Origin of the sequence: Mycobacterium sp. 3519A (assembly GCF_900240945.1) — a bacterium.
In the GTDB taxonomy this organism is placed as follows: Bacteria; Actinomycetota; Actinomycetes; order Mycobacteriales; family Mycobacteriaceae; genus Mycobacterium.
In genome coordinates this window covers 2,270,706-2,293,560 of sequence record NZ_OESG01000013.1, presented here as the reverse complement: position 1 = coordinate 2,293,560, position 22,855 = coordinate 2,270,706, and the positions used below count along the sequence as shown (strand labels likewise).

The following is a 22,855-nucleotide window of genomic DNA, read 5'->3' as shown; positions in this document are numbered from 1 at the left end:
CTACCGCCCGCGGGTGCTTCGCTTACCCGACGGGCGCCCGGTGCGGCTCGCGGTTGGCCGGACAGGCTTCGATCCAGGTGCAGGCTTCTCCGGCGCCGGCTTGGCGGCCACCGCCGCCACCTGCTCAGGTGCGCTGTCGGTCACCTCTTCGGTGGCCCTGGTCGGCTTGCGCCTGTTGAGCACCCGCCTGGTGTGGGTGCGCACGAGATCGGTGCGCTCGCGCAGCGACACCAACAGCGGGGTGGCGAAGAAGATCGACGAGTACGTACCGACGATCACGCCCACCAACTGCACCAGCGCCAGGTCCTTGAGCGTGCCGACGCCCAGCAGCCACACCGCGACGACCATCAGCGCCACGATCGGCAGCACCGAGATCAGGCTGGTGTTGATCGACCGCATGAACGTCTGGTTGACCGCCAGGTTGGCCTGTTCGGCGAAGGTGCGACGGGCGGTGTGCTCGAACCCGTGCGTGTTCTCCTCGACCTTGTCGAACACGATGACCGTGTCGTAGAGCGAGAAGCCGAGGATCGTCAGCAGACCGATGACCGTGGCCGGGGTGACTTCGAATCCGACGATCGAGTACACACCTGCGGTGACCACCAGGTCGAACACCAGCGTCGCCAGTGCCGACACCGCCATGTAGCGCTCGTAGCGCACGGTGATGTAGGCGGCCGCCAGCACCAGGAAGACCACCAACGCGATCAGGGCCTTCTTGGTGATCTGACCGCCCCAGGTCTCGGAAACGTCGGACTGGCTGATGGCCTGCTTACTGGGCTTGCCGTCGGATCCCTTGGGCTGCAACGCATCGAACAGCGCCGTGCCGAGCTTTTCGGTCTCGTCGTTGCTCAGCTTCTCCGAGCGGACCTGCAAGGTGGCCGACGGCCCGTTGCCGACGACGACGACCGACTCCGGGCTCTTGCCCAGGGTCTTGCTGAACACGTCTTCGACCTGCTGCACGGTGATCGTGCCGTTGGCGCCCGCCGTGGGCATCGACACCTTGGTGCCGCCCTCGAAGTCGATGCCGAACGTGAAGCCGCGCAGCACCATGCTCGCGATGCAGACCGCGAGGATCAGGCCGCTGATCGTGTACCACAGCTTGCGGCGCCCGATTACCTCGAACGCTCCGGTGCCGGTGTAGAGGCGGACGAAGAACCCGTGTTTGGGCGCATCGGCCGCGGCGGCTTCGAGATCGAGTGCCTCGACCGCAGCGGAGTCGGTCACCTCGGATGAATGTTTGGACGCCATCACTTATCCCGTCCCGTCGCGTGTGCGGCCGCCCGGCGTTCGCGTGCGATCTGTTGCACGGCGCCAAGCCCGTTGAGCGACGGCTTGGCCAGCGTCGGCGACTTCGACGCCAGGTACACCAGCGGCCAGGTCACCAGGAACACCACGACGACGTCGAGAATCGTCGTCAGGCCCAAGGTGAACGCGAAGCCCTTCACCTGACCGACCGCGAGGACGTATAGCACCACCGCCGCCAACAGCGTCACCGCGTTGCCGGACAGAATCGTCTTACGAGCCCTGGCCCAACCGCGTGGCACCGCCGAGCGGAACGAACGCCCCTCGCGAATCTCGTCTTTGATGCGTTCGAAGAACACCACGAACGAGTCGGCCGTGGTGCCGATACCGATGATCAAACCCGCGATACCAGCCAGGTCGAGCGTGTAGTTGATGTATCTGCCGAGCAGCACCAGGATCGCGAAAACCATTGCGCCGGAAGCGACCAACGACAACGCGGTCAGCAGCCCGAGCACGCGGTAGTACAGCAGCGCATACACCAGCACCAGCGCCAGCCCGATCGTACCCGCGATCAGACCAGCCCGAAGCGACGTCAAACCCAGTGTCGCCGAGACGGTTTCGGCTTCCGACGACTCGAATGACAGCGGCAGTGAGCCGTATTTCAGAACGTTGGCCAGTTGACGCGCTGAATCGGCGGTGAATTGACCGGTGATCTGGGTGCGTCCGCCGGGTATGGCTTCCTGGATCTGCGGTGCGCTGACCACCTTGGAGTCCAACACGAACGCGGTCTGGGTGCCGACGTTGGCTGCGGTGAAGTCGGCCCAGATCTTCGACGCCTCGTCGTTGAACTCGACCGTCACGACGTACTCGCCGCGCTGCTGGTCGAGTCCCGAGTCGGCGTTCTTGATCTGCTCACCCTTGATGATCGCCTTGTCGAGCAGATAGACCTCTTTGCCGTCCTGCGAGCAGGTCACCAACGGCAGGTTCGGGTCGTCGTTACCGGCGAGCACGTCCTCCTGGTCACAGCGGGTCGCCTGGAACTGCAGAGCCAGAATCTGGATCTGCTGATCGGTGCTCTGCCGCAACTGCTTCTCGTCGGCGATCCGCTGCGCGAGCGTCTGCTCCTTCGGCGGGGCAGGTGCCGGCGGCGCACCAGGCGCGGGCGGCGGTGGAGGCGCCGGAGTGGGCGGCGGCTCCTGGGGGTACGGACGGGGCTGCGGTGCCGGCTCGGCGGGCGGTGGCGGCGCCTGCTCGGCGGGCGCCGGTGCCTGCTCAGCCGGCGAGGGCGGTGAGACCGGCGCGCCCGGTTCGGCGGGCGCGATCGGCGGGATGCCACCCGGCAATCCGGGTGCACCCGGGGCAGGCGCCCCTGGCGGCGGCGCGCCCGGCGGCGCCTCGGTCGGAGGCTGCGGAGCCTTGCCCTGAGCCGGGATCACGTGGATGACGGGCCGGATGTACAGCCGCGCCGTCTGGCCGAGGTTGCGAGCTTCGCTGCTGTCGTTGCCCGGCACCGTGATCACCAGGTTGGACCCGTCGATGATGACCTCGGACCCGGACACGCCGAGGCCGTTGACGCGCGCGCTGATGATCTGCTGCGCCTGGTTGAGCGCGTCGCGGGTGGGCGGCGAGCCGTCCGGGGTGCGCGCGGTCAGCGTGACGCGGGTGCCGCCCTGCAGATCGATACCGAGCTTGGGTTTCGCCTGCTTGTCGCCGGTGAGGAAGACCAATAGGTAGGCACCGATGAGCAACACCAAGAAAAGCCCTAGGTAGCGGGCAGGGTGCACCGGCGCCGAAGACGATGCCACGTTGTCAGGGTCTCCTTCGAGATCAGTTCGTCAGCACCGCAAAGGGTACGTGCTTGCGCTGAGTCTTCAGCCGTCAGTCTTCGTGTTCGGGCTCTCGGTGATCTCGGTGGCGCTCGATTCGCGGGCCTCGTAGTCGAGATCGGTGCTGTCGTCGTCGCTGTCGTCGATGTCGTCGGCGATGCGGTCGCGCACCGCCAGCTTCATCCAGGTGGTGACGACGCCCGGCGCGATTTCCAGTTCGACGTTGTCGTCGGTGATCCCGGTGATCGTGCCCTGCAGGCCGGAGGTGGTGTGCACGCGATCGCCGATCTTCAGCGAATTGTGCAGGTCGATGGTGGCCTGCATCGCCTTCTTCTGGCGCCGCGACGCGAAGAACATGAACGCGCCCAAGATGATGAATAGGGGCAGGAAGAGGGTCAGTTCGCCCATGGCGGCAATTGTCTTTCGTGTCGGTTTTGCATCACGGCGCCCAGACCGCAGGTCAGGGGCCTCGTCTTTGACCAGTGTGCCATTGCCGACGCCGCAGACCGAACCCCCCACCATTCGCCGCGCCCAGTTAACGTCAAGGCAACGGAATCCGTTGCGTTTGGCATGTAAGACCGATGGTTCCGGTTTCAGATGGCTTAGTTTTCGACGGATCAGTGCGTCATGCGACTAGGCTCAGACGGCGACGCGGCATTCGTCGAACCCAACCGTAATCAGGAGCTTCCATTGAGCAGTCTCGAGCAAAGCCGCTACCTCGCCACCTCGATTCCGGGGCCCCGATCGCAGCAGCTGATCGAACGAAAGGCCGCCGCGGTGTCGCGCGGCATAGGCAACACGATGCCGGTCTATGCGGCCAGAGCGTTCGGCGGCATCGTCGAGGACGTCGACGGCAATCGGTTGATCGACCTGGGCTCCGGCATCGCCGTCACCACGATCGGCAACTCGTCGCCGCGGGTGGTTCAGGCCGTCCAGGAGCAGGTCGCCAACTTCACCCACACCTGCTTCATGATCACGCCGTACGAGGGCTACGTCGCGGTGGCCGAACACCTCAACCGGTTGACCCCGGGCAGCGGCGAGAAGCGGTCGGCGTTGTTCAACTCCGGTTCGGAGGCCGTCGAGAACGCGATCAAGATCGCCAGGACCTACACGCGCAAGCAGGCGGTGGTCTCCTTCGACCACGCCTACCACGGCCGCACCAACCTGACGATGGCGCTGACCGCCAAGTCCATGCCGTACAAGCACGGCTTCGGCCCGTTCGCGCCGGAGATCTACCGGGCGCCGTTGTCCTACCCGTTCCGCGACGCGGAATACGGCAAGGAGCTCGCCACCGACGGCGAGCTGGCGGCCAAGCGGGCGATCTCGGTCATCGAAAAACAGGTCGGCGCCGACAATCTGGCCGCGGTGATCATCGAACCGATCCAGGGTGAGGGCGGATTCATCGTCCCCGCAGACGGTTTCCTGCCCGCGCTGCTGGACTGGTGCCGCAAGAACAACGTGGTGTTCATCGCCGACGAGGTGCAGACCGGGTTCGCCCGCACGGGCGCGATGTTCGCCTGCGAACACGAAGGCATCGAACCCGACCTGATCTGCACCGCCAAGGGCATCGCCGACGGCATGCCGCTGTCGGCGGTCACCGGGCGCGCCGAGATCATGGACGCGCCCCACGTCAGCGGGTTGGGCGGCACCTACGGCGGCAATCCGGTCGCGTGCGCAGCGGCGCTGGCCACCATCGAGACCATTGAGTCCGACGGCTTGGTCGAGCGCGCCCGCGAGATCGAGGTCCTGATGAAGGACCGGTTGGGTCGGCTGCAGGCGGAGAACGACCGCATCGGCGACGTGCGCGGCCGCGGCGCGATGATCGCCATGGAGTTGGTCAAGCCGGGCACGCTGGATCCCGACCCGGAGCTGACCATGAAGCTGTGCGTCGGCTGCCACACCGCCGGCGTAATCGTGTTGTCCTGCGGCACATTCGGCAACGTGCTGCGTTTCCTGCCGCCGCTGACCATCAGCGACGAATTGCTCATCGAAGGCCTCGACGTCCTCGCTCTCGTTCTGGCCGACCTCTGAAAGACAGGAGTTGCAATGACCAAGGTTCAGAATTTCATCGGCGGCGAACTCGTCGACTCCGTGAGCGGCGCGACCATGCCACTGGTCGACCCGACGACCGGTGAGGAATACGCCACCGCGCCGATCTCCAACCAGGCCGACATCGACAACGCCTACGCCGCGGCGTCGAAGGCGTTCGCCGACTGGAAGCGCACCACGCCGTCGCACCGGCAGAAGGCGCTGCTGGACTTCGCCGACGACGTCGAGAAGAACGCGCAGGCCCTCGTTGAGGCCGAAGGCCGCAACACCGGCAAGCCCAACCACGTCACCATGGCCGAAGAGATCCCGCCGATGGTCGACCAGATCCGGTTCTTCGCGGGCGCGGCGCGGATGTTGGAGGGCAAGTCGGCCGGCGAGTACATGGAGAACCACACGTCGTGGATCCGCCGGGAACCGGTCGGCGTGGTCGGCCAGGTGGCGCCGTGGAACTACCCGATGATGATGGCGATCTGGAAGTTCGTTCCCGCTGTGGCGGCGGGCAACACCGTCGTCATCAAACCCAGCGACACCACGCCGGTCACCACGGTGATGCTCGCCGAGATCGCGGCGCGGCACTTCCCGCCCGGCGTGCTGAATGTCGTTTGCGGCGACCGGGATACGGGTGCGGCGGTGGTCGCGCATCCGACACCGGAGATGGTGTCGATCACCGGTTCGGTGGCTGCGGGGCGCGCGGTGGCGGTCAGCGCTGGCGGAAATCTGAAGCGCACCCATTTGGAGTTGGGCGGCAAGGCGCCGGTCATCGTGTTCGACGACAGCGACATCGCCAGTGCCGCTGAGGGAATCGCGACCGCCGGCTACTTCAACGCGGGCCAGGACTGCACGGCGGCCACCCGCGTGCTGGCGCGGGCGTCGGTGGCGTCCGACCTGACCGATGCGCTCGCCGAGCAGGCGCGCAACGCGACGACGACGTACGGCAAGCCGGCAGACGACGAGGACGCCTGGGTCCCGCCGGTGAACAACGCCAATCAGCTGGAGCGCGTGCTGAGCTTCCTGGGCGAAGTGCCGTCGCATGCCAAGGTCGCAGTCGGTGGACAGCGCCAGGGCGACAAGGGTTTCTACGTCGAGCCGACGGTCATCGGCGGGCTGCGTCAGGACGACCGGCTGATCCAGAACGAGATCTTCGGCCCGGTCATCACGGTGCAGTCGTTCTCCGACGAGGAGGAGGCCATCCAGTGGGCCAACGGCACGGAGTACGGGCTGGCGTCGTCGGTGTGGACGCGCGATGTGTCACGGGCACTGCGGGTTTCGGCCGCGCTCGACTTCGGCTGCGTGTGGATCAATACGCATATCCCGTTGGTCGCCGAGATGCCGCACGGTGGTTTCAAGTCGTCCGGGCACGGTAAGGACCTGTCGGCTTACGGCTTCGAGGACTACACCCGCATCAAGCACGTCATGGCCTACACCGGGTAACTCCTCCCCTGCGCGAACAGACGCAAAGTGTCCCTTTGTCTCGGCGTGTCGGGTCACTTTGCGTCTGTTCGCGCGGAGGCTCACGCCGAGGTGTAGCGGTCAGCATCGCAGCGACGGCGGCGTGCACCTCGTCGACCGTGAGGTCCTCACCGTCGATGCCGTCTTCGATCAGCTTGGACAGCAGGTCGGAGCCCGGCGTGCGGCACCGACTGGCGATCATCACGTCGACGTACGCGCGAAGTTCGTCGAGCGCTTTCGAGCTCAACGACTCGGCGGTCCAGCGGGCGAACAGGTGCCAGTCCTTGGGCGGCACGCCCAGTTGTGCGCAGATGTCGTCGGTGGTAGCCATTTGACCCTCCCTCTGTGACTCACTATCGGCGCTGTGCGTCATCGGACCATCGGCCCTGAGGCGTAGATCTGGGCGCTCGGGGGCGCAATTCGAGCGACTCAATCGCAGATTCCGCGGGCGCAGCCAGGTCTTACCGGGAAAAATGCGCCATACGGCGGATGTTCCCGGGGGTCCGGGACCGCATCGTGGCAAGTGTGAGCGAAACGGACTGGAGCGACCTCGATGTGACGGAGTTGTTGCCGACCGGAACGGTGACGCTGATGCTCGCCGACGTGGAAGGTTCCACGCAGTTGTGGGAGTCACAGCCGTCGGCGATGACGGCCGCGGTCGAGCAACTGAACCGGACCGCATCGCAACTGATCGCCGAACACGGCGGCGTGCGACCTGTCGAGCAGGGTGAGGGGGACAGCTTCGTGGCGGCCTTCGCGCGGGCCAGTGACGCGGTGGCCTGCGCGCTGGAACTGCAGCGGTCACCTTTGGCACCGATCAAGTTGCGCATCGGCTTGCACACCGGTGAAGTGCAGTTGCGCGACGAGGGCAACTACGCGGGTTCGACGATCAACAAGACGGCACGACTGCGCGATTTAGCGCACGGTGGCCAAACCGTACTGTCATCTGCCACACAGGAATTGGTGGAAGACAGGCTGCCCGCAGACGCGTGGCTGACTGATGTCGGCAGTCATCCGCTGCGCGATCTGCCCCGCCCAATGCACGTCGCGCAGCTGTGCCATCCCGATGTTTGCAACGATTTTCCGCCACTGCGCAGTGCGAAAGCTACTGTGAGGCAACATCTCCCGAGACAGCTGACCACCTTCGTCGGTCGCGCACCCCAGGTCGCCGAAATTCGGTCCATCGTGGTTGAAAACCGATTGGTGACCTTGACCGGCGCGGGCGGCGCTGGCAAGACCCGCTTGGCGATCGAGGTTGCAGCGCAGCTGACGGAAGCGTTCCCCGACGGCGTTTGCTACGCGGATCTCGCCCCACTGACCCACGCCGAGGTCGTCCCGCTGACTGTCGCCCGGACGTTGGGATTACCGGACCAGCCCGGCCGTTCGATCACCGAGACCGTGCTTCGCTCCATCCGTGATCGACGAATGTTAATCATGTTGGACAACTGTGAGCATCTCCTGGCGGCATGCGCGGGACTGGCCAATGATCTGCTCGCCGGCTGCCCGAATCTCGCTGTTTTCGCGACGAGTCGTGAACCCCTGATGGTGGCCGGCGAGGTGAATTGGCAAGTGCCGTCGCTATCTCTAGATAGTGAGGCTATCGAGTTGTTCGCCGATCGGGCGCGTCGCGCCCGACCGGACTTCAGCGTCACGGAGACCAACCGAGCCGTCGTGACGGAAATCTGTCGCCGCCTCGACGGCATGCCGCTGGCCATCGAACTCGCCGCGGCACGAGTGCGCGCGCTTTCGCTCGAGGAGATAGTCGACAGTTTGCACGACAGGTTCCGGCTTCTGACGGGCGGCGCACGCACTGCCGTGCGGCGGCAGCAGACTTTGCGCGCATCCGTCGACTGGTCGCACGCGCTTCTGACAGAGCCTGAACGCGTTATGTTCCGGCGATTGTCGGTTTTCATGGGCGGTTTCACCCTGGACGCGGCGCAAGCCGTCGCGGGCGCTACGGAGGTAGAACGATTTCAGGTGCTAGACCAGCTCAGCCTGCTGGTCGACAAGTCACTGGTAGTCGCCGAAAGCGCCAGTGGCAGAACCCGGTATCGATTGTTGGAGACGGTCCGTCAGTACGCGTTGGAGAAGCTCGGCGAGTCAGGCGAGGCCGACGCGGTTCGCAGTCGACACCGCGATCACTACCAGGCTGTGGCGAAGGCGCTGGACGCTCCCGCAACCAGCGGCCACCAACAGCGAATAGCTCACGCGCTGGTCGAAATGGACAATCTCCGCGCCGCTTACACGTGGAGCTACGAAAACAGCGAGATGACTGAAGCTTTGGAGCTCGCATCGTTCCTGCAGCCGTTGTGGTTGCAGCAGGGCCGCATTCGCGAAGGTCTGGCGTGGATCGATGCGGTACTCGAAGACGAAGCCGCGGCCAACTCTGCGTCGCCGACAGCGCGCGTGAGAGGTTTCGCCGACAAAGCGCTACTCGACTCCTGGTACGGATCGCTGCATTCGCCGAACATCGAACGGGTCGACGAGGCGTTGACCACTGCCCGCGACATTGGAGACCATGCACTGTTGATCCGCGCTCTGGTGGCTCGCGGATGCGTCGTCCTCTACGACGCCGAAGCGGCTGCGCCGTACTTCGTCGAGGCGGCCGAGTTGGCGGGAGATTGCGGAGATCTGTGGCGGCTGAGCCAGGTGCTCGAAAGGCAGTCCTATCGGGCGCTTTTCGTCACCGGCGATCTACAGGGCGTGCTCACCGCCAGCGAAGGACGTGAACTCGCGCGACGCATCGGCGACCGACTGACGACGAATGCATGGGGCATCTACATCGCGGGCGCACGCTTGTTCGTCGGCGACCCTGCGGGGGCCCTCGCGGAAGCACGCGCGGTGAAAAGGGAGGCCAGGGACACCCGCGATCTTCTTTCCGAGATGACGGGGCTGATGTCCGAGTCGATAATTCTGTCGTTCCTGGGAGACGCCGTCGGCGCCGGCAGCGCGATCGCCGCGTCGTGTCAGGGCGCACCGGAGATCGGCGAATACTTCGAGAGCGCCTGCCTACCCAATATCGCCCTCGCCCACCTCGCCGCCGGCGACGTGGCGGCCGCTTGGGACGCCTGCCAGGAGGCGCTGCCGACCATCACCAATCTCTACAACTCGGTGAACGCCTTCTGGCTGGCATTTGCGGCGCTGGGCGCCGGTGAAAGCACGACGGCGCTTGGCCTCGTCGACACCGTCCTCACGACGGCGAAAGGATGCTGGATATCTGTCGCACTTGTGATACGAGGACGGATCAAGATGGCGTTCGGCGATTCACGGCTCGCTGAAGCCGATTTGCACGCGGGACTCGCCTCCGCCGCCGACACAGATGCGAAGTTGCACATCCCCGACGCTCTCGAATGGTTGGCACAACTGGCATCCGGAGCAGACAGGAATCATGAAGCGTGTCGGTTACTGGGTGCGGCCGACGCCCTGCGGACCAGCATGGGATCCGTTCGCCTACCGATCTTCGACGCCGATCACGATGCCACCGTCGCGTCCTTACGAAACGCGCTAGGCAACAACGACTTCGACGCGGCCTGGGCCGAAGGTGCCGCCATGTCCACCGACGAGGCGATCGCCTACGCGCTCCGGGGCCGGGGCGAACGCAAGCGGCCGTCGAGCGGATGGGACTCACTCACGCCGACCGAACTCGACGTCGTGCGCCTGGTCGGCGAAGGACTGCCGAACAAAGACATCGCCGCGAGGCTCTTCGTCTCACCGCGCACAGTGCAGTCGCATCTGCGTCACGTCTATAACAAGGTCGGGCTCACCTCGCGTGTGCAACTGGCCCAGGAAGCTGTGCGCCGAACCGAACCCCCGGTCGCTTACCGGGGCTGACTTCTCCCCTGCGCGAACAGACGCAAAGTGCCCCTTTTTCTCGGCGTGTCGGGTCACTTTGCGTCTGTTCGCTGGGATTTGGGGCGCGCAACTAGCGGTGTGCTGGCCTATGTCCGCCGCTGGAGAACATACTTCGCCAACCGCGGCGCGGCGGTTCGGCGGTTGTGGTGCCCGTCGGCTGGATCTGCGTCACCTCGTCATTGGGCGGAGGGGCCGCAACCGCACCGGCGTCGCTGTAGTTGGCCACCGGCCGTTCGTCGTATGCGGCGACGTCACGTTGCGCGTAGGCAATGTCGCGCGCACTGCGCACCGACAACCTGCCCAGCGCCAGAGCGCCGAGGAAGATGATCAGCGCGCCGAGGCCGTAGAAGTAGGCCAGCTCCAACCACACCCGTTTGGTCTCGGTGCTCGCCGCGGGGGCGCCGACGTCACCGATGCCCAACGGCCCGGCCAGCGCGCGTCCGACGACAAACCAGGCGCCCGCGAGCACCGTCAGCCAACCGCCCAACATCGCCGTCGCGCGATTACCTGATACGAGCAGCAGCAGACCGCCAAGCGCCGTCGCGGCGCCGGGCAGCACCTCCAGCCACCCTCGCTGCGTCGTCCAGAACCACTCCTGGTCCGGCGTGAACGCGAAATCGAAGTACGGCCCCACGAACGGGATGAGCGCCCCCCACACGCCCAACAACATCAGCAGGAACCCGCTCATCGCGCCGCGGCTCCGCGGCATCGTCATCCGCCCACCGCGGGGCCGAACACGCGTGTCAGTCATGGCTTTCCTCCTCAGTCTTTCGGGCGGATACCCCCGTCGACGCCTGCATAACCGTCAATATCTCCGCCGATAGGCTGGGCAGATGCGCCTCGACGAGGATGCCGTTCGCGACACTCTGGCCGATGCCTGGCAGCGATGGGCCCGCCGGTGCGCCGAACTCACCACGGACCAATGGGCGACCGTAACGCGATGTCAGCCGTGGGACGTGCAGGGTCCGGTGGCGCATGTCTGCCCTGACCGCGCGATGTTCGACGCGCTCGTGGCGGCTCGCACGGACGGACCGGCTGCCGTCACCGACGCCGCCGAGCTGCTGCGCCGCTTCAACGCTCCCGGCGGCATCGCCCACACCTCGGCGGGCGCGATCGCCGAACGCGCGGCGACCGAGGCGGCAGAGCTGACGCCGAACGCTGCCGTGACCCGGTTCCTCGAGTCAGCCGAAATCCTGTGCGCCACACCGATGTCCGCACACACCACGATCACCTATCCCGTCGCGGGCAGCACGACGCTGGCCGTAGTGGCCGAGGTCGCGCTGATGGAAGCGACCGTGCACATGCTCGACCTCGCCGACGCTGTCGGCGGCATCACGCCGTCACCGCAAGCGCTGACCGCGACACGCGATCTGCTCATCGCGGTCCCGGATCCTGTCGACGCCGTCGAGGTGCTCGCAGGACGCTCAGCGCCTGCCGCCGCCGTTCCCGCCATCCGGTGACGCCGTTCACAGCGTTCACAGGGAACTGACAGCTCACAGCGGAATAATGTTAGCTCCGCTAACGTATTTTCAATAAGGCGCGGTGTTGCGCCAACACTTCCTGCGATTTGCTGAGGATTACTGATGTCGACTGTTACCCAGGAGGAGCGGCTCGAGAGCCGCATCTCCGATCTATATGCCACTGACCAGCAGTTCGCCGACGCTCGACCGAGCGAGTCCGTCGCCCACGCGATCGAAGCGTCCGATCTGCGGTTGCCCCAGATAGTGCGGACCGTGCTCGACGGCTATGCCGACCGCCCGGCGCTCGGCCAGCGCGCCGTCGAGTTCGTCGCCGACCCGGCGACGGGTCGCACCTCGGTGTCGCTGCTCCCCCGCTTCGACACCATCACCTACCGCGAGTTGTCCGACCGCGTGAACGCCGTCGCCGCCGCGTTGACGCACAGCCCGGTGCAACCGGGCGACCGCGTCGCGATCCTCGGGTTCACCAGCATCGACTACACCACCATCGACATGGCGTTGCTGCATCTCGGCGCCGTCTCGGTGCCGCTCCAGACCAGTGCCCCGGTGACCCAACTGCGGCCCATCGCGGCCGAGACCGAACCGGTGGCAATCGCGTCGAGTGTCGATTTCCTCGACGACGCCGTCGAACTCATGCTCACCGGCCATCTGCCGGAGCGACTGGTGGTGTTCGACTACCACGCCGAATCCGACGACCATCGTGAGGCGCTCGCAGCCGCGACCGCTCGACTCGCCGAAACTCCGGTTGTCATCGAGACTTTGGCCGATGTGATGACCCGCGGCCGTGCGCTGTCGTCACCTCCGTCCTTCGACTCCGGCGACGACGACGCCCTGGCGTTGCTCATCTACACCTCCGGCAGCACCGGCACCCCCAAGGGGGCGATGTACCTCACCAGCGCGGTCAAGAATTCGTGGCGCCGGTCCACCACGGCGATGTGGGGCAACAAGGGCGCCACGCCGTCGATCACCCTGAACTTCATGCCGATGAGCCACATGATGGGCCGCGGCATCCTCTACGCCACCCTCGGCGCGGGCGGCACCGGGTATTTCGTTGCCAGAAGCGATCTTTCGACCTTCTTCGAGGATCTGGCGTTGGTCCGCCCGACCCAGCTGAGCTTCGTCCCGCGCATCTGGGACATGGTGTATCAGCACTACCAGAGCGAGGTCGACAAGCGCGCTTCCGACGGCGCAGACCGCTGGGCGGTCGAAGCCGACGTCCTCGCCGACCTCCGCCAGAATCTCCTTGGCGGACGGTTCGTTTCGGCGATGACCGGATCGGCGCCGATTTCAGACGAGATGAAGACGTTCGTCGAATCGCTGCTGGACCTCCATCTGACGGACGGCTACGGCTCCACGGAAGCCGGCGCCGTCTTCGTCGACGGTCAGGTGCAACGCCCGCCGGTGACCGACTACAAGCTGGTCGACGTGCCCGATCTCGGCTACTTCAGCACCGACCGCCCGTATCCCCGCGGCGAGCTGCTGGTCAAGTCCGAGACCATGTTCCCCGGCTACTACAAGCGGCCCGAGGTCACCGCGGAGGTGTTCGACGCCGACGGCTACTACCGGACCGGCGACATCGTCGCCGAGTTGGGTCCCGACCAGTTGGAGTATGTGGACCGGCGCAACAACGTGCTCAAGCTGTCCCAGGGCGAGTTCGTCACGGTGGCGAAGCTGGAGGCGGTGTTCGGCGATAGCCCGCTGGTGCGGCAGATCTTCGTCTACGGCAACAGTGCGCGGTCGTATCTGCTCGCCGTGATCGTGCCCACCCCGGAGGCGCTGGCACGCTGGTCCGAAGACGAGCTCAAGCCGCTGATCAGCGAATCCCTGCAGGACGTGGCCAGGGCCGCGAACCTGCAGTCGTATGAGATTCCGCGCGACTTCATCATCGAGACAACACCTTTCACGCTCGAGAACGGGCTGTTGACCGGTATCCGCAAGCTCGCGCGGCCGAAGGTCAAGGAGCACTACCGCGACCGACTTGAACAGCTCTACACGGACTTGGCGGACAGCCAGGCCAACGAACTGCGGGAGCTGCGCCGCAATGGCGCCGATCGTCCGGTGCTTGAGACGATCAGCCGCGCGGCAGGCGCGCTGCTCGGCGCCGCGTCAAGCGACCTGGCGCCCGACGCGCACTTCACCGATCTGGGTGGAGATTCGCTGTCGGCGTTGACATTCGCCAACCTGCTGCACGAGATCTTCGACATCGAGGTGCCCGTCGGCGTGATCGTCAGCCCCGCCAACGACCTGGCTGCGCTGGCGGCCTACATCGAGGCCGAACGGCAACCGGGCAGCAAGCGGCCGACGTTCGCATCGGTGCACGGCCGAGACGCCGCGGAGGTGCACGCCAGTGATCTGACGCTGGACAAGTTCATCGACGCGAAGACCCTGTCGGCAGCGCCGTCACTGCCAGGCCCCAGCAGCGAGGTGCGCACCGTACTGCTCACCGGCGCAACGGGATTCCTGGGCCGCTATCTGGCGCTGGAATGGCTGGAACGGATGGACCTGGTCGACGGCAAGGTGATCGCCCTGGTACGCGCCAAGGACGACGCCGCCGCGCGTGACCGGCTGGACCAGACGTTCGACAGCGGTGACGCCGAATTGCTGCGCCACTACCAGGATTTGGCGGCCGACCACCTCGAGGTGATCGCAGGCGACAAGGGTGAAGCCAACCTCGGCCTGGATCAGGAAACCTGGCAGCGGCTGGCCGACACCGTCGACCTGATCGTCGACCCCGCCGCGCTGGTCAACCACGTGCTGCCGTACAGCCAGCTGTTCGGGCCGAACGCGGTCGGCACCGCCGAACTGCTCCGCATCGCGCTCACCACGAAGCAGAAGCCGTACATCTACGTGTCGACGATCGGTGTGGGTGCGGGCATCGAGCCCGGCCAGTTCACTGAGGACGGCGACGTGCGCGTCTACAGCGCCACCCGCAAGGTCGACGACACCTACGCCAACGGCTACGGCAACAGCAAGTGGGCGGGTGAGGTGTTGCTGCGCGAGGCGAACGACCTGTGCGGCCTTCCCGTTTCGGTGTTCCGCTGCGACATGATCCTCGCCGACACCACCTACGCCGGCCAACTCAACGTGCCCGACATGTTCACCCGGCTGATGCTGAGCCTGGTCGCCACCGGGATCGCGCCCGACTCGTTCTACGAACTGGACGCCGAGGGCAACCGGCAACGGGCGCACTACGACGGCCTGCCGGTGGAGTTCATCGCCGAGGCGATCTCCACGCTGGGGGTGCACGTCACCGAAGGGTTCGAGACGTATCACGTGATGAACCCGTACGACGACGGCATCGGGCTCGACGAGTACGTCGACTGGCTCATCGACGCCGGGTTCGGTGTGCGGCGGGTCGGCGACTACGCCGGCTGGCTGCAGCGTTTCGACACCGCGATGCGGGCCCTGCCCGAGCGGCAGCGCCAGGCCTCGCTGCTTCCGCTGCTGCACAACTATCAGCATCCGCAGCCGCCGATCCGCGGGTCCATCGCCCCGACCGACCGGTTCCGCACCGCCGTGCAGGACGCGAAAATCGGTCCCGACAAAGACATTCCGCACGTGTCGCGGGACGTCATCGTCAAATACATCACCGATCTGCAGCTGCTCGGACTGCTCTGATCCCGCTCGGCAGTGCGGATTCTCGCGCGCTCCGCCCTCTTCGCGCGAGAAACCGCACTGTCGGGTATATGTCGTAGTCATGCACGTCGGAAGCCTGCACCGCTACCCGGTCAAATCGATGCTCGGCGAGACCGTCACCACCTTGTCGGTCGACCCACGAGGCGCCGAGGGCGACCGACGGTTCGCCTTGCTGGACGAAACCACCGGCAGAGTCGCCAGCGCCAAGCAGGCCCGGTTGTGGCGGGCGCTGCTGCAATGCCACGCCAGCACTGTCGACGGCCGGGTGCGCATCGCGCTGCCCGACGGTGTCACCACCGCGACCGATCAGGACGGCGCCGACGACGCGCTGTCCGCGCTGCTGCACCGGCGGGTACGACTGGTGGACCACCGGCCGGAAGGAGCCGCGCTGGAACGCGCGGATCCAGACCAAGTGCTCGACCTCGGCGAGGATGCCGAAGTGGACGCGCCGCTGCTGGAGATCGGTCAGGCGACGCCGGGTGATTCGTTCACCGATCTGGCCCCGTTGCACGCGATCACCACCGCCACCGTCGAGCGGATCGGGACCGAATCGCTGCGCTACCGCCCGAACATCGTGATCGAGACCCCCGCCGGGTTTCCCGCGTACGCCGAAAACGATTGGACCGACCGCATTTTGACGGTGGGCGGGGTGCGGATGCGGGTGATGGGCGCGACGCCTCGCTGTGCGATACCCACGCTCGAACACGGCCCGCTACCGCGCGCCCCGCACGCGCTTCGCACGCCCGCGGCCGAGAACCGCGTCGACACCTCGGGGCTCGGAGTGCTGCCATGCGCCGGGGCATACCTGGAAGTCCTCGACGACGGACAGATCCGGACCGGCGACCCCGTGCGCCTGGACTAGAGCGCCAGGGACAGCCCGACCAACACGACCGCGATCAACGGCAGGATCCCCTGCGTGATCGCCGCACGCGCCTTGTCCGGTGACGACACCAGCAGCACAACGGCCGCCGCCAGCATCGACCCTGCGCCTGCGAAGATCAGCGCCAACCCGGCGTCGTGATGGTCGGCGACCGCGAGCACCAGGCCGGTGCCCGTCACGATCGCCAGGAACAGGTTGTAGAACCCTTGGTTGAACGCCAGTTCCTTGGTGGCCGCCGCTTCTTCTGCAGAGATGCCGAACGTTGCGCGGGTGCGCGGCGACGTCCAGGTCAGCGACTCCATCACCCAGATGTACACGTGTAGCAGGGCCGCGAGACCCGCGAAAACCAAACCGGCATAGAACAATTCCGCCTCCTAGTCGAACAGTCCGGCCTGACCCAGGCCGTTGACCCCGCTGGGCGGTGTCATGCCGAGATGCGTCCACGCCTGGGCGGTTGCGACCCGCCCGCGCGGTGTCCTGGCGACCATGCCCGCGCGTACCAGGAACGGCTCGCACACCTCTTCGACGGTGGTGGCTTCCTCGCCGACCGCGACGGCCAGCGTCGACACCCCGACGGGGCCGCCACCGAAACTACGTGTCAGCGCGGACAATACGGCACGGTCGAGCCGATCGAGGCCGAGCTCGTCGACGTCGTACACCTCGAGCGCCGCCTTGGCGATGTCGCGGGTGATCACGCCGTCGGCACGCACCTCCGCGTAGTCACGGACGCGGCGCAGCAGCCGGTTCGCGATACGCGGGGTGCCGCGCGAGCGGCGGGCGATCTCGGCGCCCGCGTCGGCGCCCAACTCGATGCCGAGGATGCCCGCCGACCGCGACAGCACCCGCTCCAACTCGGCCGGCTCGTAGAAATCCATGTGTGCGGTGAAGCCGAACCGGTCGCGCAGCGGCCCGGTCAGCGCGCCGGAGCGGGTGGTGGCCCCGACCAAGGTGAACGGCGCCACCTCGAGCGGAATCGACGTGGCGCCGGGGCCTTTGCCGACCACCACGTCGACCCGGAAATCCTCCATGGCCAGATACAGCATCTCCTCGGCGGGCCTGGCGATGCGGTGGATCTCGTCGATGAACAACACGTCGTGTTCGACGAGGTTGGACAGCATGGCGGCCAGATCGCCCGCGCGTTCCAGCGCCGGACCCGACGTGACCCGAAGCGACGAACCGAGTTCGGCGGCGATGATCATCGCCAGCGACGTCTTGCCGAGACCCGGCGGACCCGACAGCAGAATGTGATCCGGTGTGCCGCCGCGATTCTTGGCGCCCTCGATGACGAGTTGCAACTGCTCGCGCACCCGCGGTTGTCCGATGAACTCGCGCAGTGTCCGCGGCCGCAGGCTGGCGTCGATGTCGCCCTCGCCGACGGTCAGCGCCGGCGAGACCTCACGGTCCTCGGGTTCCTCCGAAAATTCGGGGTCTTCGAACCGGCTCACTTCTTACCCAACATGGACAGCGCCGACCGCAGCGCATTGGACGTGGTGGCCTCCGGCTCGTTGGCCAGCACCTTGTCGGTGGCCTCCTCGGCCTGCTTGACGGCAAAGCCAAGGCCGACAAGCGCTTCCACCACCGGCCCGCGCACCGAATGACCGTTGAGCGCCACGGCGCCCGACGCATGCACGGGGCCGATCTTGTCACGCAGTTCGAGCACCATGCGCTCGGCACCGCGCTTGCCGATGCCCGGCACCCGGGTCAGCGCGGTGACGTCACCGTCGGCCAACGCCTGCCGCAGCGAGGGCGCGTCGTAGACCGCCAGCGTGGCCAGCGCGATCTTCGGGCCCACCCCGGACACCCCGAGCAGCGTCAGGAACAGATCACGCGCGTCGGCATCGGCGAAGCCGTACAACGTCTGCGAGTCCTCGCGCACGATCATCGCGGTGATCAGGCGGGCCTCGCTGCCGCGGTGCAGCGTCGCCAGCGTGGTCGGGGTGGCCATCACCTTGTAGCCGACGCCGCACGCTTCGATCACCACGTGGTCGAGTGCGATGTCGAGGACTTCCCCGCGAACGGATGCGATCATCGTGCCGCCTTCGCCTTGGCCTTCAACGTGGCCTTGTACTTACGTTGTTGCTCGGCGGCCAGCGCCTGCGCCGCCGCCATCCTGGCGATCATCGGGGCCCGCCAGCAGTGGCAGATGGCCAGCGCCAGCGCGTCGGCGGCGTCGGCAGGCGTCGGTTTGGCTTGCAGCGCAAGGATTTTGGTGACCATCGCGGTGACCTGCGCCTTGCCCGCGTTGCCGTTGCCGGTCACCGCGGCCTTGACCTCACTGGGCGTGTGGAAATGCACGTCGATGTTGCGTTTCGCGGCGGCCAGCGCGATTACGCCGCCAGCCTGCGCGGTGCCCATCACCGTCGAGACGTTCTGCTGCGAGAACACCCGCTCGATCGCGATCACGTCGGGGTGATGGGTGTCCATCCAGTATTCGACGGCGTCGCTGATGGTGAGCAGCCTCCGGTGCAGCGGGTCGTCAGACGGGGTGCGCACCACGTCGACATCGAGCGCGGTGACCTGGCGGCCCTGGCCGCCCTCGATCACGGACAGCCCGCAGCGGGTCAGCCCGGGGTCGACTCCCATCACACGCACGTCAGCCCCTTCTGTGAACACCTGTTCGAGAGCTTAACGGGATGCGGTGACGAGATCGGGGAAGACACGCATCAGATCGTGTAGCTGCCGGAACGGTCACCCTTGGCGATCTGCAGGGCGATGTCGTTGATACGCGCCTTCGCTTTGCGTCCGCCGCGGACCAGTTCGCGTCCCACTTCGTGGCCGTCGCGCTCGATCACGACGACCCAGCGGGCTCCGAGGAACTTCGTCAGCAGCCAGAACGGCCACAGCGCCACGAACAGCAGGCCGATGACGATTTCGATCAGGTCGGTGAAGTCCAGTAGATCGCCGGGAAACGGCCACCAATCGCGGCGCACCGACCAGGCCTTACCGTGCGGGTCTACGACTACTGCCATGCCGACATCTTGGCGGCCAGCGCGACGCCGCGGTACTGCGGGGACAGCGCGCGACCGGCCGCCAGCAGCGGTTCGGTGCTGCGCAGCGTGCGGCCCAGCACGAACGCGCCTTCCAGCGCACCGATCAGCGACAGGGTGACCTGGCGGGCCTGCGACTCGTCGAGACCGCGCGACGCGAAGTACGCGCTGCCGCCGTCGACCCACGCGGTGAACACGGTCGCCGAGGCCTTGCGGAGTTCCTCGACGGTGTCGGCGACCTCGGCGGCGACGCTGGCCACCGGGCACATGTTCGCGAAGCCCGTGCCCGCCATGTCGTCGGCGGCCTGGGTGAACACCGCGTCGATGGCCTCACCGAGGTCGGTGTGCTCGTCGACGATCGACGGGATCAGCAGCGCGTAGGCGGCGCCTGCGTTGATCAGCGCCTCACGGGCGATCTGCACCTTGCCGCCGCGGAAGTGGTGGTACAGCGAGCCGATCGGCGCGCCGGAGGCCTCGGCGATGTCCTTCATGCCGACCGCGCCGTAGCCCTTGTGCCGCATCAACTCCGCCGCCGCGGTCAGGATCGATTCCTTGGTGGACCTTGCCATTCTCGCCTCCCGGCCACAGACTAGAGCATACGTTCTAGAATCAACGTTCTAATCCGGAAGGTCAACATGAACTCCGTCGAGGTTTCCGCCGGAACGATCGAATACCGCGAGGAGGGCGATCCTGACGGTCGCCCGGTCGTGCTGTTGCACGGCCTGCTGATGAACGACGCGCAGTGGAACCTGGCTCTGCCGCTGATGCCGCCCGGCTTCCGCTATCTGCTGCCGGTGCTGCCACTGGGCGGGCACCGCATCCCGATGCGCGAGGACGCCGACCTGACCCTGCGCGGGATGGTCGACATCGTCGGTGACTTCCTCCATGCGGTGGGTCTGGACGACGTGACCCTGGTGGTTTCCGACTGGGGTGGGCCGCTCTTCCTGACCGATGCGGGGCGCGACAAACGCGTTGGGCAACTGGTGATCTGCCCGTCGGAGGCGTTCGACAACTTTCCGCCCGGCCTGCCCGGCAAGGTCGCATGGTTGGCCAGTCGCAACACCATGACGGTGTCGCTGGCGATGCGTCAACTCAGAATCGGTTGGCTGCGCAGGCAGTGGCTGATGTTCGGCCAGATGGCGAAAAGGCCTGTCCCCCAAGACATCGTTGACCAGTGGCTGGCGGCAGGCCTGGCCGACAGCCGTATCCGGCGCGACCTCGTCAAGTACTGCCGCACCAAGTTCGACGACGCAGACCTGATCCGGGCCACCGAGCGGCTGTCCGAATTTCACGGCGACGCACTGGTGTTGTGGAGCCACAACCCGGTGATGCCGGACGCACACGCCGCACGCCTGACCGACCTCACCGGCGGCACACTGCGCTACGTCGACGATGCCAACGTATTGGTGATGCTGGATCAGCCCGAGCAGACGGCGCGGGAAATCGGGGCGTTCCTGACCCGCTGAGAGTAACGTTCTCCGACCGTGAGAACGGTGCGCAGCTTCTGCCGGGTCTGCACATCGGTGTGCGGCATCCTCGTCGACATCGACGACGACCGGGTGGTCGCGGTGCACGGCGACGGGGATCATCCGTTCTCGCGTGGCTACACCTGCCCGAAGGGCCGTGCGCTGCCGCAGATTCACCACCACCCGGACCGCCTGGAGCGCCCGCAGATGCGGGTCGACGGCGCGCTGCAGGACACCACCTGGGAGGCCTGCCTCGACGACCTCGGCGCCAGGCTACGCCAGATCATCGACAAATACGGGCCCGCGTCCGTCGGAATCAACTTCGGCACCGGCGTCGGCATGGACGCGGTCGGCTACCGGGTGGCGCAACAGTTGCACGCTGCAATCGGCACGCCCGCCAAGTTCAGCCCGCTGACCATTGACGGCACCGCGAAGGTGCTGATGTCGGAACTGATGGGCGGTTCGGCGGCGCTGACCGCAAGGCCGGACTACGACAACGCCACGCTTGCGATCTTCATCGGCAGCAATCCCGTTGTCTCCCATGGCCATAGCGTCGGGATGCCGAATCCGCGCGGCGTCATGCGCGATCTGGCCAGGCATGCCGAGGTGTGGGTGGTCGACCCGCGCCGGACCGAGACCGCACGCATGGCCGATCATCACCTCGCGCCGCGGCCAGGCACCGACTACGCGGTGCTCGCCTATCTGGTACGGGAAGTGCTGAGCGAGGGCGTCAAGGCCGCCGCGCAGGATGTCGACGCGCTGGCGGCCGCGGTCGATCCGTTCACCGCCCAGCATGCGGCGGCGGTCGCCGATGTCGCCGAGTACGACCTGCAACAGTTGCTGGACGCGGTGCGCAGGGCAGGCCGCATCGCCGTCGACACCGGCACGGGTGTCACGATGTCTCCGAGCGCCAATGTCACGCAATGGCTTTCGTGGGCGCTGCTGGTGCTGACCGATTCGATGAACCGCCCCGGCGGGATGTGGTTCCATCCGGGGTTCGGCTACCAACTCGAGAGCTTCGACCTGCCGATCACGCCGCCGGAGGGCCGGTTCGGCCCAGGCCCGCGCAGCCGCCCCGAGACGCAGGCGTTTCTGCGGGAGTGGCCGTGCGCCGCGGTGCCCGACGAGATCGACGCGGGCAACATCCGCGCGTTCCTCAACCTCGGCGGCAGCCTGCTCACCGCGTTCCCCGACGCCGGATCGCTGCGGCCCGCACTGGCGAAGCTCGACGTGTTGGCCACCACCGAGATCCTGCCGAACGAGACCACGGCGTTGTCGACGCACGTGCTGCCCACGAAGGGTCAACTGGAGCGGCCCGACGTGACGCTGTGGGATTTCCTGTGTCCGCGGGTGTCGGCGCAGCACACCGACGCCGTGGTTGAGCCTGTGGGACAACGCCGTTCGATGTGGTGGGTGTTGGCGGAGATCGGCCGCCGACTCGGCCACGATCTGGCCGACACCGCAGCCGGCGACGATGCGATGCTTGCGCAGCTGGGCGCTGGCGGCCGCGTGCCCTACGACGACCTCGTCGAAACTGGTTGGGCCGCCGTCGAACACGAGCTACCTGCACAGTGGGTGGACCGGCACATCGAAAGGGTGGGCGGCTGGCGGCTGGCGCCCCAGGTGCTCGTCGAGCAGTTGCACACGTTGCGTGAGCCGGCTCCGTTGATGCTGGTGCCGCGGCGACAACTGCGGCGTCTCAACGCGCAGCTGGAGTTCCTCGGCGAAGCCCCCGAGATCATGCTGAACCCGGACGACGCCGCGGCGGCGGGCGTCGCCGACGATCAGGCGTTGGTCGTGCGAACGGACCACGGTGAGATGACCGGCATCGCCAGGGTGGACGCGTCGATGCGCCGCGGCGCCGTGTCGGTCCCGCACGGCCACGCAGGGGCGAACGTCAACGTGTTGACGAGCAAGGACGACATCGATGCAGTGACCGGGATGACGCGCTATTCGGCGATTCCCGTCAGCGTGTATCCGGCGTGACACAGCG

At 66.6% G+C, this 22,855-nt stretch carries 19 protein-coding genes; 8 read left to right on the top strand and 11 right to left on the bottom strand.

Annotated elements, in window-relative coordinates:
- From secF to yajC, 3 genes are all read right to left on the bottom strand, one after another.
- Window positions 1-1,245, bottom strand: a complete 1,245-nt coding sequence (secF, locus tag C1A30_RS18970; protein WP_101949697.1) for a protein translocase subunit SecF — start codon at window positions 1,243-1,245, stop codon at window positions 1-3.
- A complete protein-coding gene (gene secD / locus C1A30_RS18965) occupies window positions 1,245-3,044 on the bottom strand; it encodes a protein translocase subunit SecD (RefSeq protein WP_101949696.1) in 1,800 nt (599 codons plus the stop codon). The genes secF and secD overlap by 1 nt, the downstream gene beginning before the upstream one ends.
- A 66-nt stretch (window positions 3,045-3,110) precedes the next feature.
- Entirely contained in the window at window positions 3,111-3,473 is a 363-nt protein-coding gene (gene yajC, locus C1A30_RS18960; protein WP_101949695.1) for a preprotein translocase subunit YajC, read from the bottom strand.
- 282 nt (window positions 3,474-3,755) lie between these two features.
- On the opposite strand from yajC, the gene gabT reads away from it, so the two are divergent.
- Both gabT and C1A30_RS18950 read left to right on the top strand, forming a co-directional pair.
- Complete coding sequence (gene gabT / locus C1A30_RS18955) at window positions 3,756-5,096, top strand: 4-aminobutyrate--2-oxoglutarate transaminase (protein ID WP_101950310.1); 1,341 nt, start codon at window positions 3,756-3,758, stop codon at window positions 5,094-5,096.
- Window positions 5,097-5,111: 15 nt separating this feature from the next.
- Window positions 5,112-6,545, top strand: a complete 1,434-nt coding sequence (locus C1A30_RS18950) for a gamma-aminobutyraldehyde dehydrogenase (RefSeq protein WP_101949694.1) — start codon at window positions 5,112-5,114, stop codon at window positions 6,543-6,545.
- Here C1A30_RS18950 and C1A30_RS18945 read toward each other — a convergent pair.
- Entirely contained in the window at window positions 6,526-6,894 is a 369-nt protein-coding gene (locus C1A30_RS18945) for a hypothetical protein (RefSeq protein ID WP_200828302.1), read from the bottom strand. The genes C1A30_RS18950 and C1A30_RS18945 overlap by 20 nt on opposite strands.
- 158 nt (window positions 6,895-7,052) lie before the next feature.
- On the opposite strand from C1A30_RS18945, the gene C1A30_RS18940 reads away from it, so the two are divergent.
- Entirely contained in the window at window positions 7,053-10,394 is a 3,342-nt protein-coding gene (locus C1A30_RS18940) for a LuxR family transcriptional regulator (protein WP_101949693.1), read from the top strand.
- A 91-nt stretch (window positions 10,395-10,485) separates the two neighbouring features.
- On the opposite strand, the gene C1A30_RS18935 is transcribed toward C1A30_RS18940, so the two are convergent.
- On the bottom strand, window positions 10,486-11,166 hold the full coding sequence (locus C1A30_RS18935) for a hypothetical protein (RefSeq protein ID WP_101949692.1): 681 nt from the start codon (window positions 11,164-11,166) through the stop codon (window positions 10,486-10,488).
- A gap of 82 nt (window positions 11,167-11,248) precedes the next feature.
- Between C1A30_RS18935 and C1A30_RS18930 the strand changes: the two genes are divergently transcribed.
- The 3 genes from C1A30_RS18930 (at window position 11,249) to C1A30_RS18920 (ending at window position 16,391) form a co-directional block, all read left to right on the top strand.
- A complete protein-coding gene (locus C1A30_RS18930; RefSeq protein ID WP_101949691.1) occupies window positions 11,249-11,875 on the top strand; it encodes a maleylpyruvate isomerase N-terminal domain-containing protein in 627 nt (208 codons plus the stop codon).
- A 123-nt stretch (window positions 11,876-11,998) separates the two neighbouring features.
- A complete protein-coding gene (car, locus tag C1A30_RS18925; RefSeq protein WP_101949690.1) occupies window positions 11,999-15,511 on the top strand; it encodes a carboxylic acid reductase in 3,513 nt (1,170 codons plus the stop codon).
- 79 nt (window positions 15,512-15,590) lie between these two features.
- Window positions 15,591-16,391 (top strand): MOSC domain-containing protein, encoded by an 801-nt coding sequence (locus C1A30_RS18920; protein WP_101949689.1) that lies wholly within the window; start codon window positions 15,591-15,593, stop codon window positions 16,389-16,391.
- Here C1A30_RS18920 and C1A30_RS18915 read toward each other — a convergent pair.
- From C1A30_RS18915 to C1A30_RS18890, 6 genes are all read right to left on the bottom strand, one after another.
- Window positions 16,388-16,774, bottom strand: coding sequence for a DUF1304 domain-containing protein (locus C1A30_RS18915; RefSeq protein ID WP_101949688.1), 387 nt, complete (start codon window positions 16,772-16,774; stop codon window positions 16,388-16,390). The two genes, C1A30_RS18920 and C1A30_RS18915, sit on opposite strands and share 4 nt — an antisense overlap.
- A gap of 9 nt (window positions 16,775-16,783) precedes the next feature.
- Window positions 16,784-17,854, bottom strand: coding sequence for a Holliday junction branch migration DNA helicase RuvB (gene ruvB / locus C1A30_RS18910; RefSeq protein ID WP_101949687.1), 1,071 nt, complete (start codon window positions 17,852-17,854; stop codon window positions 16,784-16,786).
- The gene (ruvA, locus tag C1A30_RS18905) at window positions 17,851-18,438 is read right to left on the bottom strand and encodes a Holliday junction branch migration protein RuvA (RefSeq protein WP_101949686.1); all 588 of its coding nucleotides are present in this window, start codon (window positions 18,436-18,438) and stop codon (window positions 17,851-17,853) included. The genes ruvB and ruvA overlap by 4 nt, the downstream gene beginning before the upstream one ends.
- Window positions 18,435-19,001 carry a crossover junction endodeoxyribonuclease RuvC gene (ruvC, locus tag C1A30_RS18900; protein WP_101950309.1) on the bottom strand — a complete coding sequence of 189 codons (567 nt, stop codon included), beginning with the start codon at window positions 18,999-19,001 and terminating at the stop codon, window positions 18,435-18,437. Before ruvC ends, ruvA begins: the two co-directional genes overlap by 4 nt.
- A 71-nt stretch (window positions 19,002-19,072) precedes the next feature.
- Window positions 19,073-19,378, bottom strand: coding sequence for a hypothetical protein (locus C1A30_RS18895; protein WP_101949685.1), 306 nt, complete (start codon window positions 19,376-19,378; stop codon window positions 19,073-19,075).
- On the bottom strand, window positions 19,369-19,965 hold the full coding sequence (locus C1A30_RS18890) for a TetR/AcrR family transcriptional regulator (protein ID WP_101949684.1): 597 nt from the start codon (window positions 19,963-19,965) through the stop codon (window positions 19,369-19,371). The genes C1A30_RS18895 and C1A30_RS18890 overlap by 10 nt, the downstream gene beginning before the upstream one ends.
- 66 nt (window positions 19,966-20,031) lie before the next feature.
- Here C1A30_RS18890 and C1A30_RS18885 point away from each other — a divergent pair, with 66 nt between their 5' ends.
- Window positions 20,032-20,862 carry an alpha/beta fold hydrolase gene (locus C1A30_RS18885; RefSeq protein ID WP_101949683.1) on the top strand — a complete coding sequence of 277 codons (831 nt, stop codon included), beginning with the start codon at window positions 20,032-20,034 and terminating at the stop codon, window positions 20,860-20,862.
- Between the two features lie 18 nt (window positions 20,863-20,880).
- Window positions 20,881-22,848: a molybdopterin-dependent oxidoreductase gene (locus C1A30_RS18880; RefSeq protein WP_101949682.1), complete on the top strand. Its 1,968-nt coding sequence runs from the start codon at window positions 20,881-20,883 to the stop codon at window positions 22,846-22,848.
- Window positions 22,849-22,855: the final 7 nt, after the last annotated feature.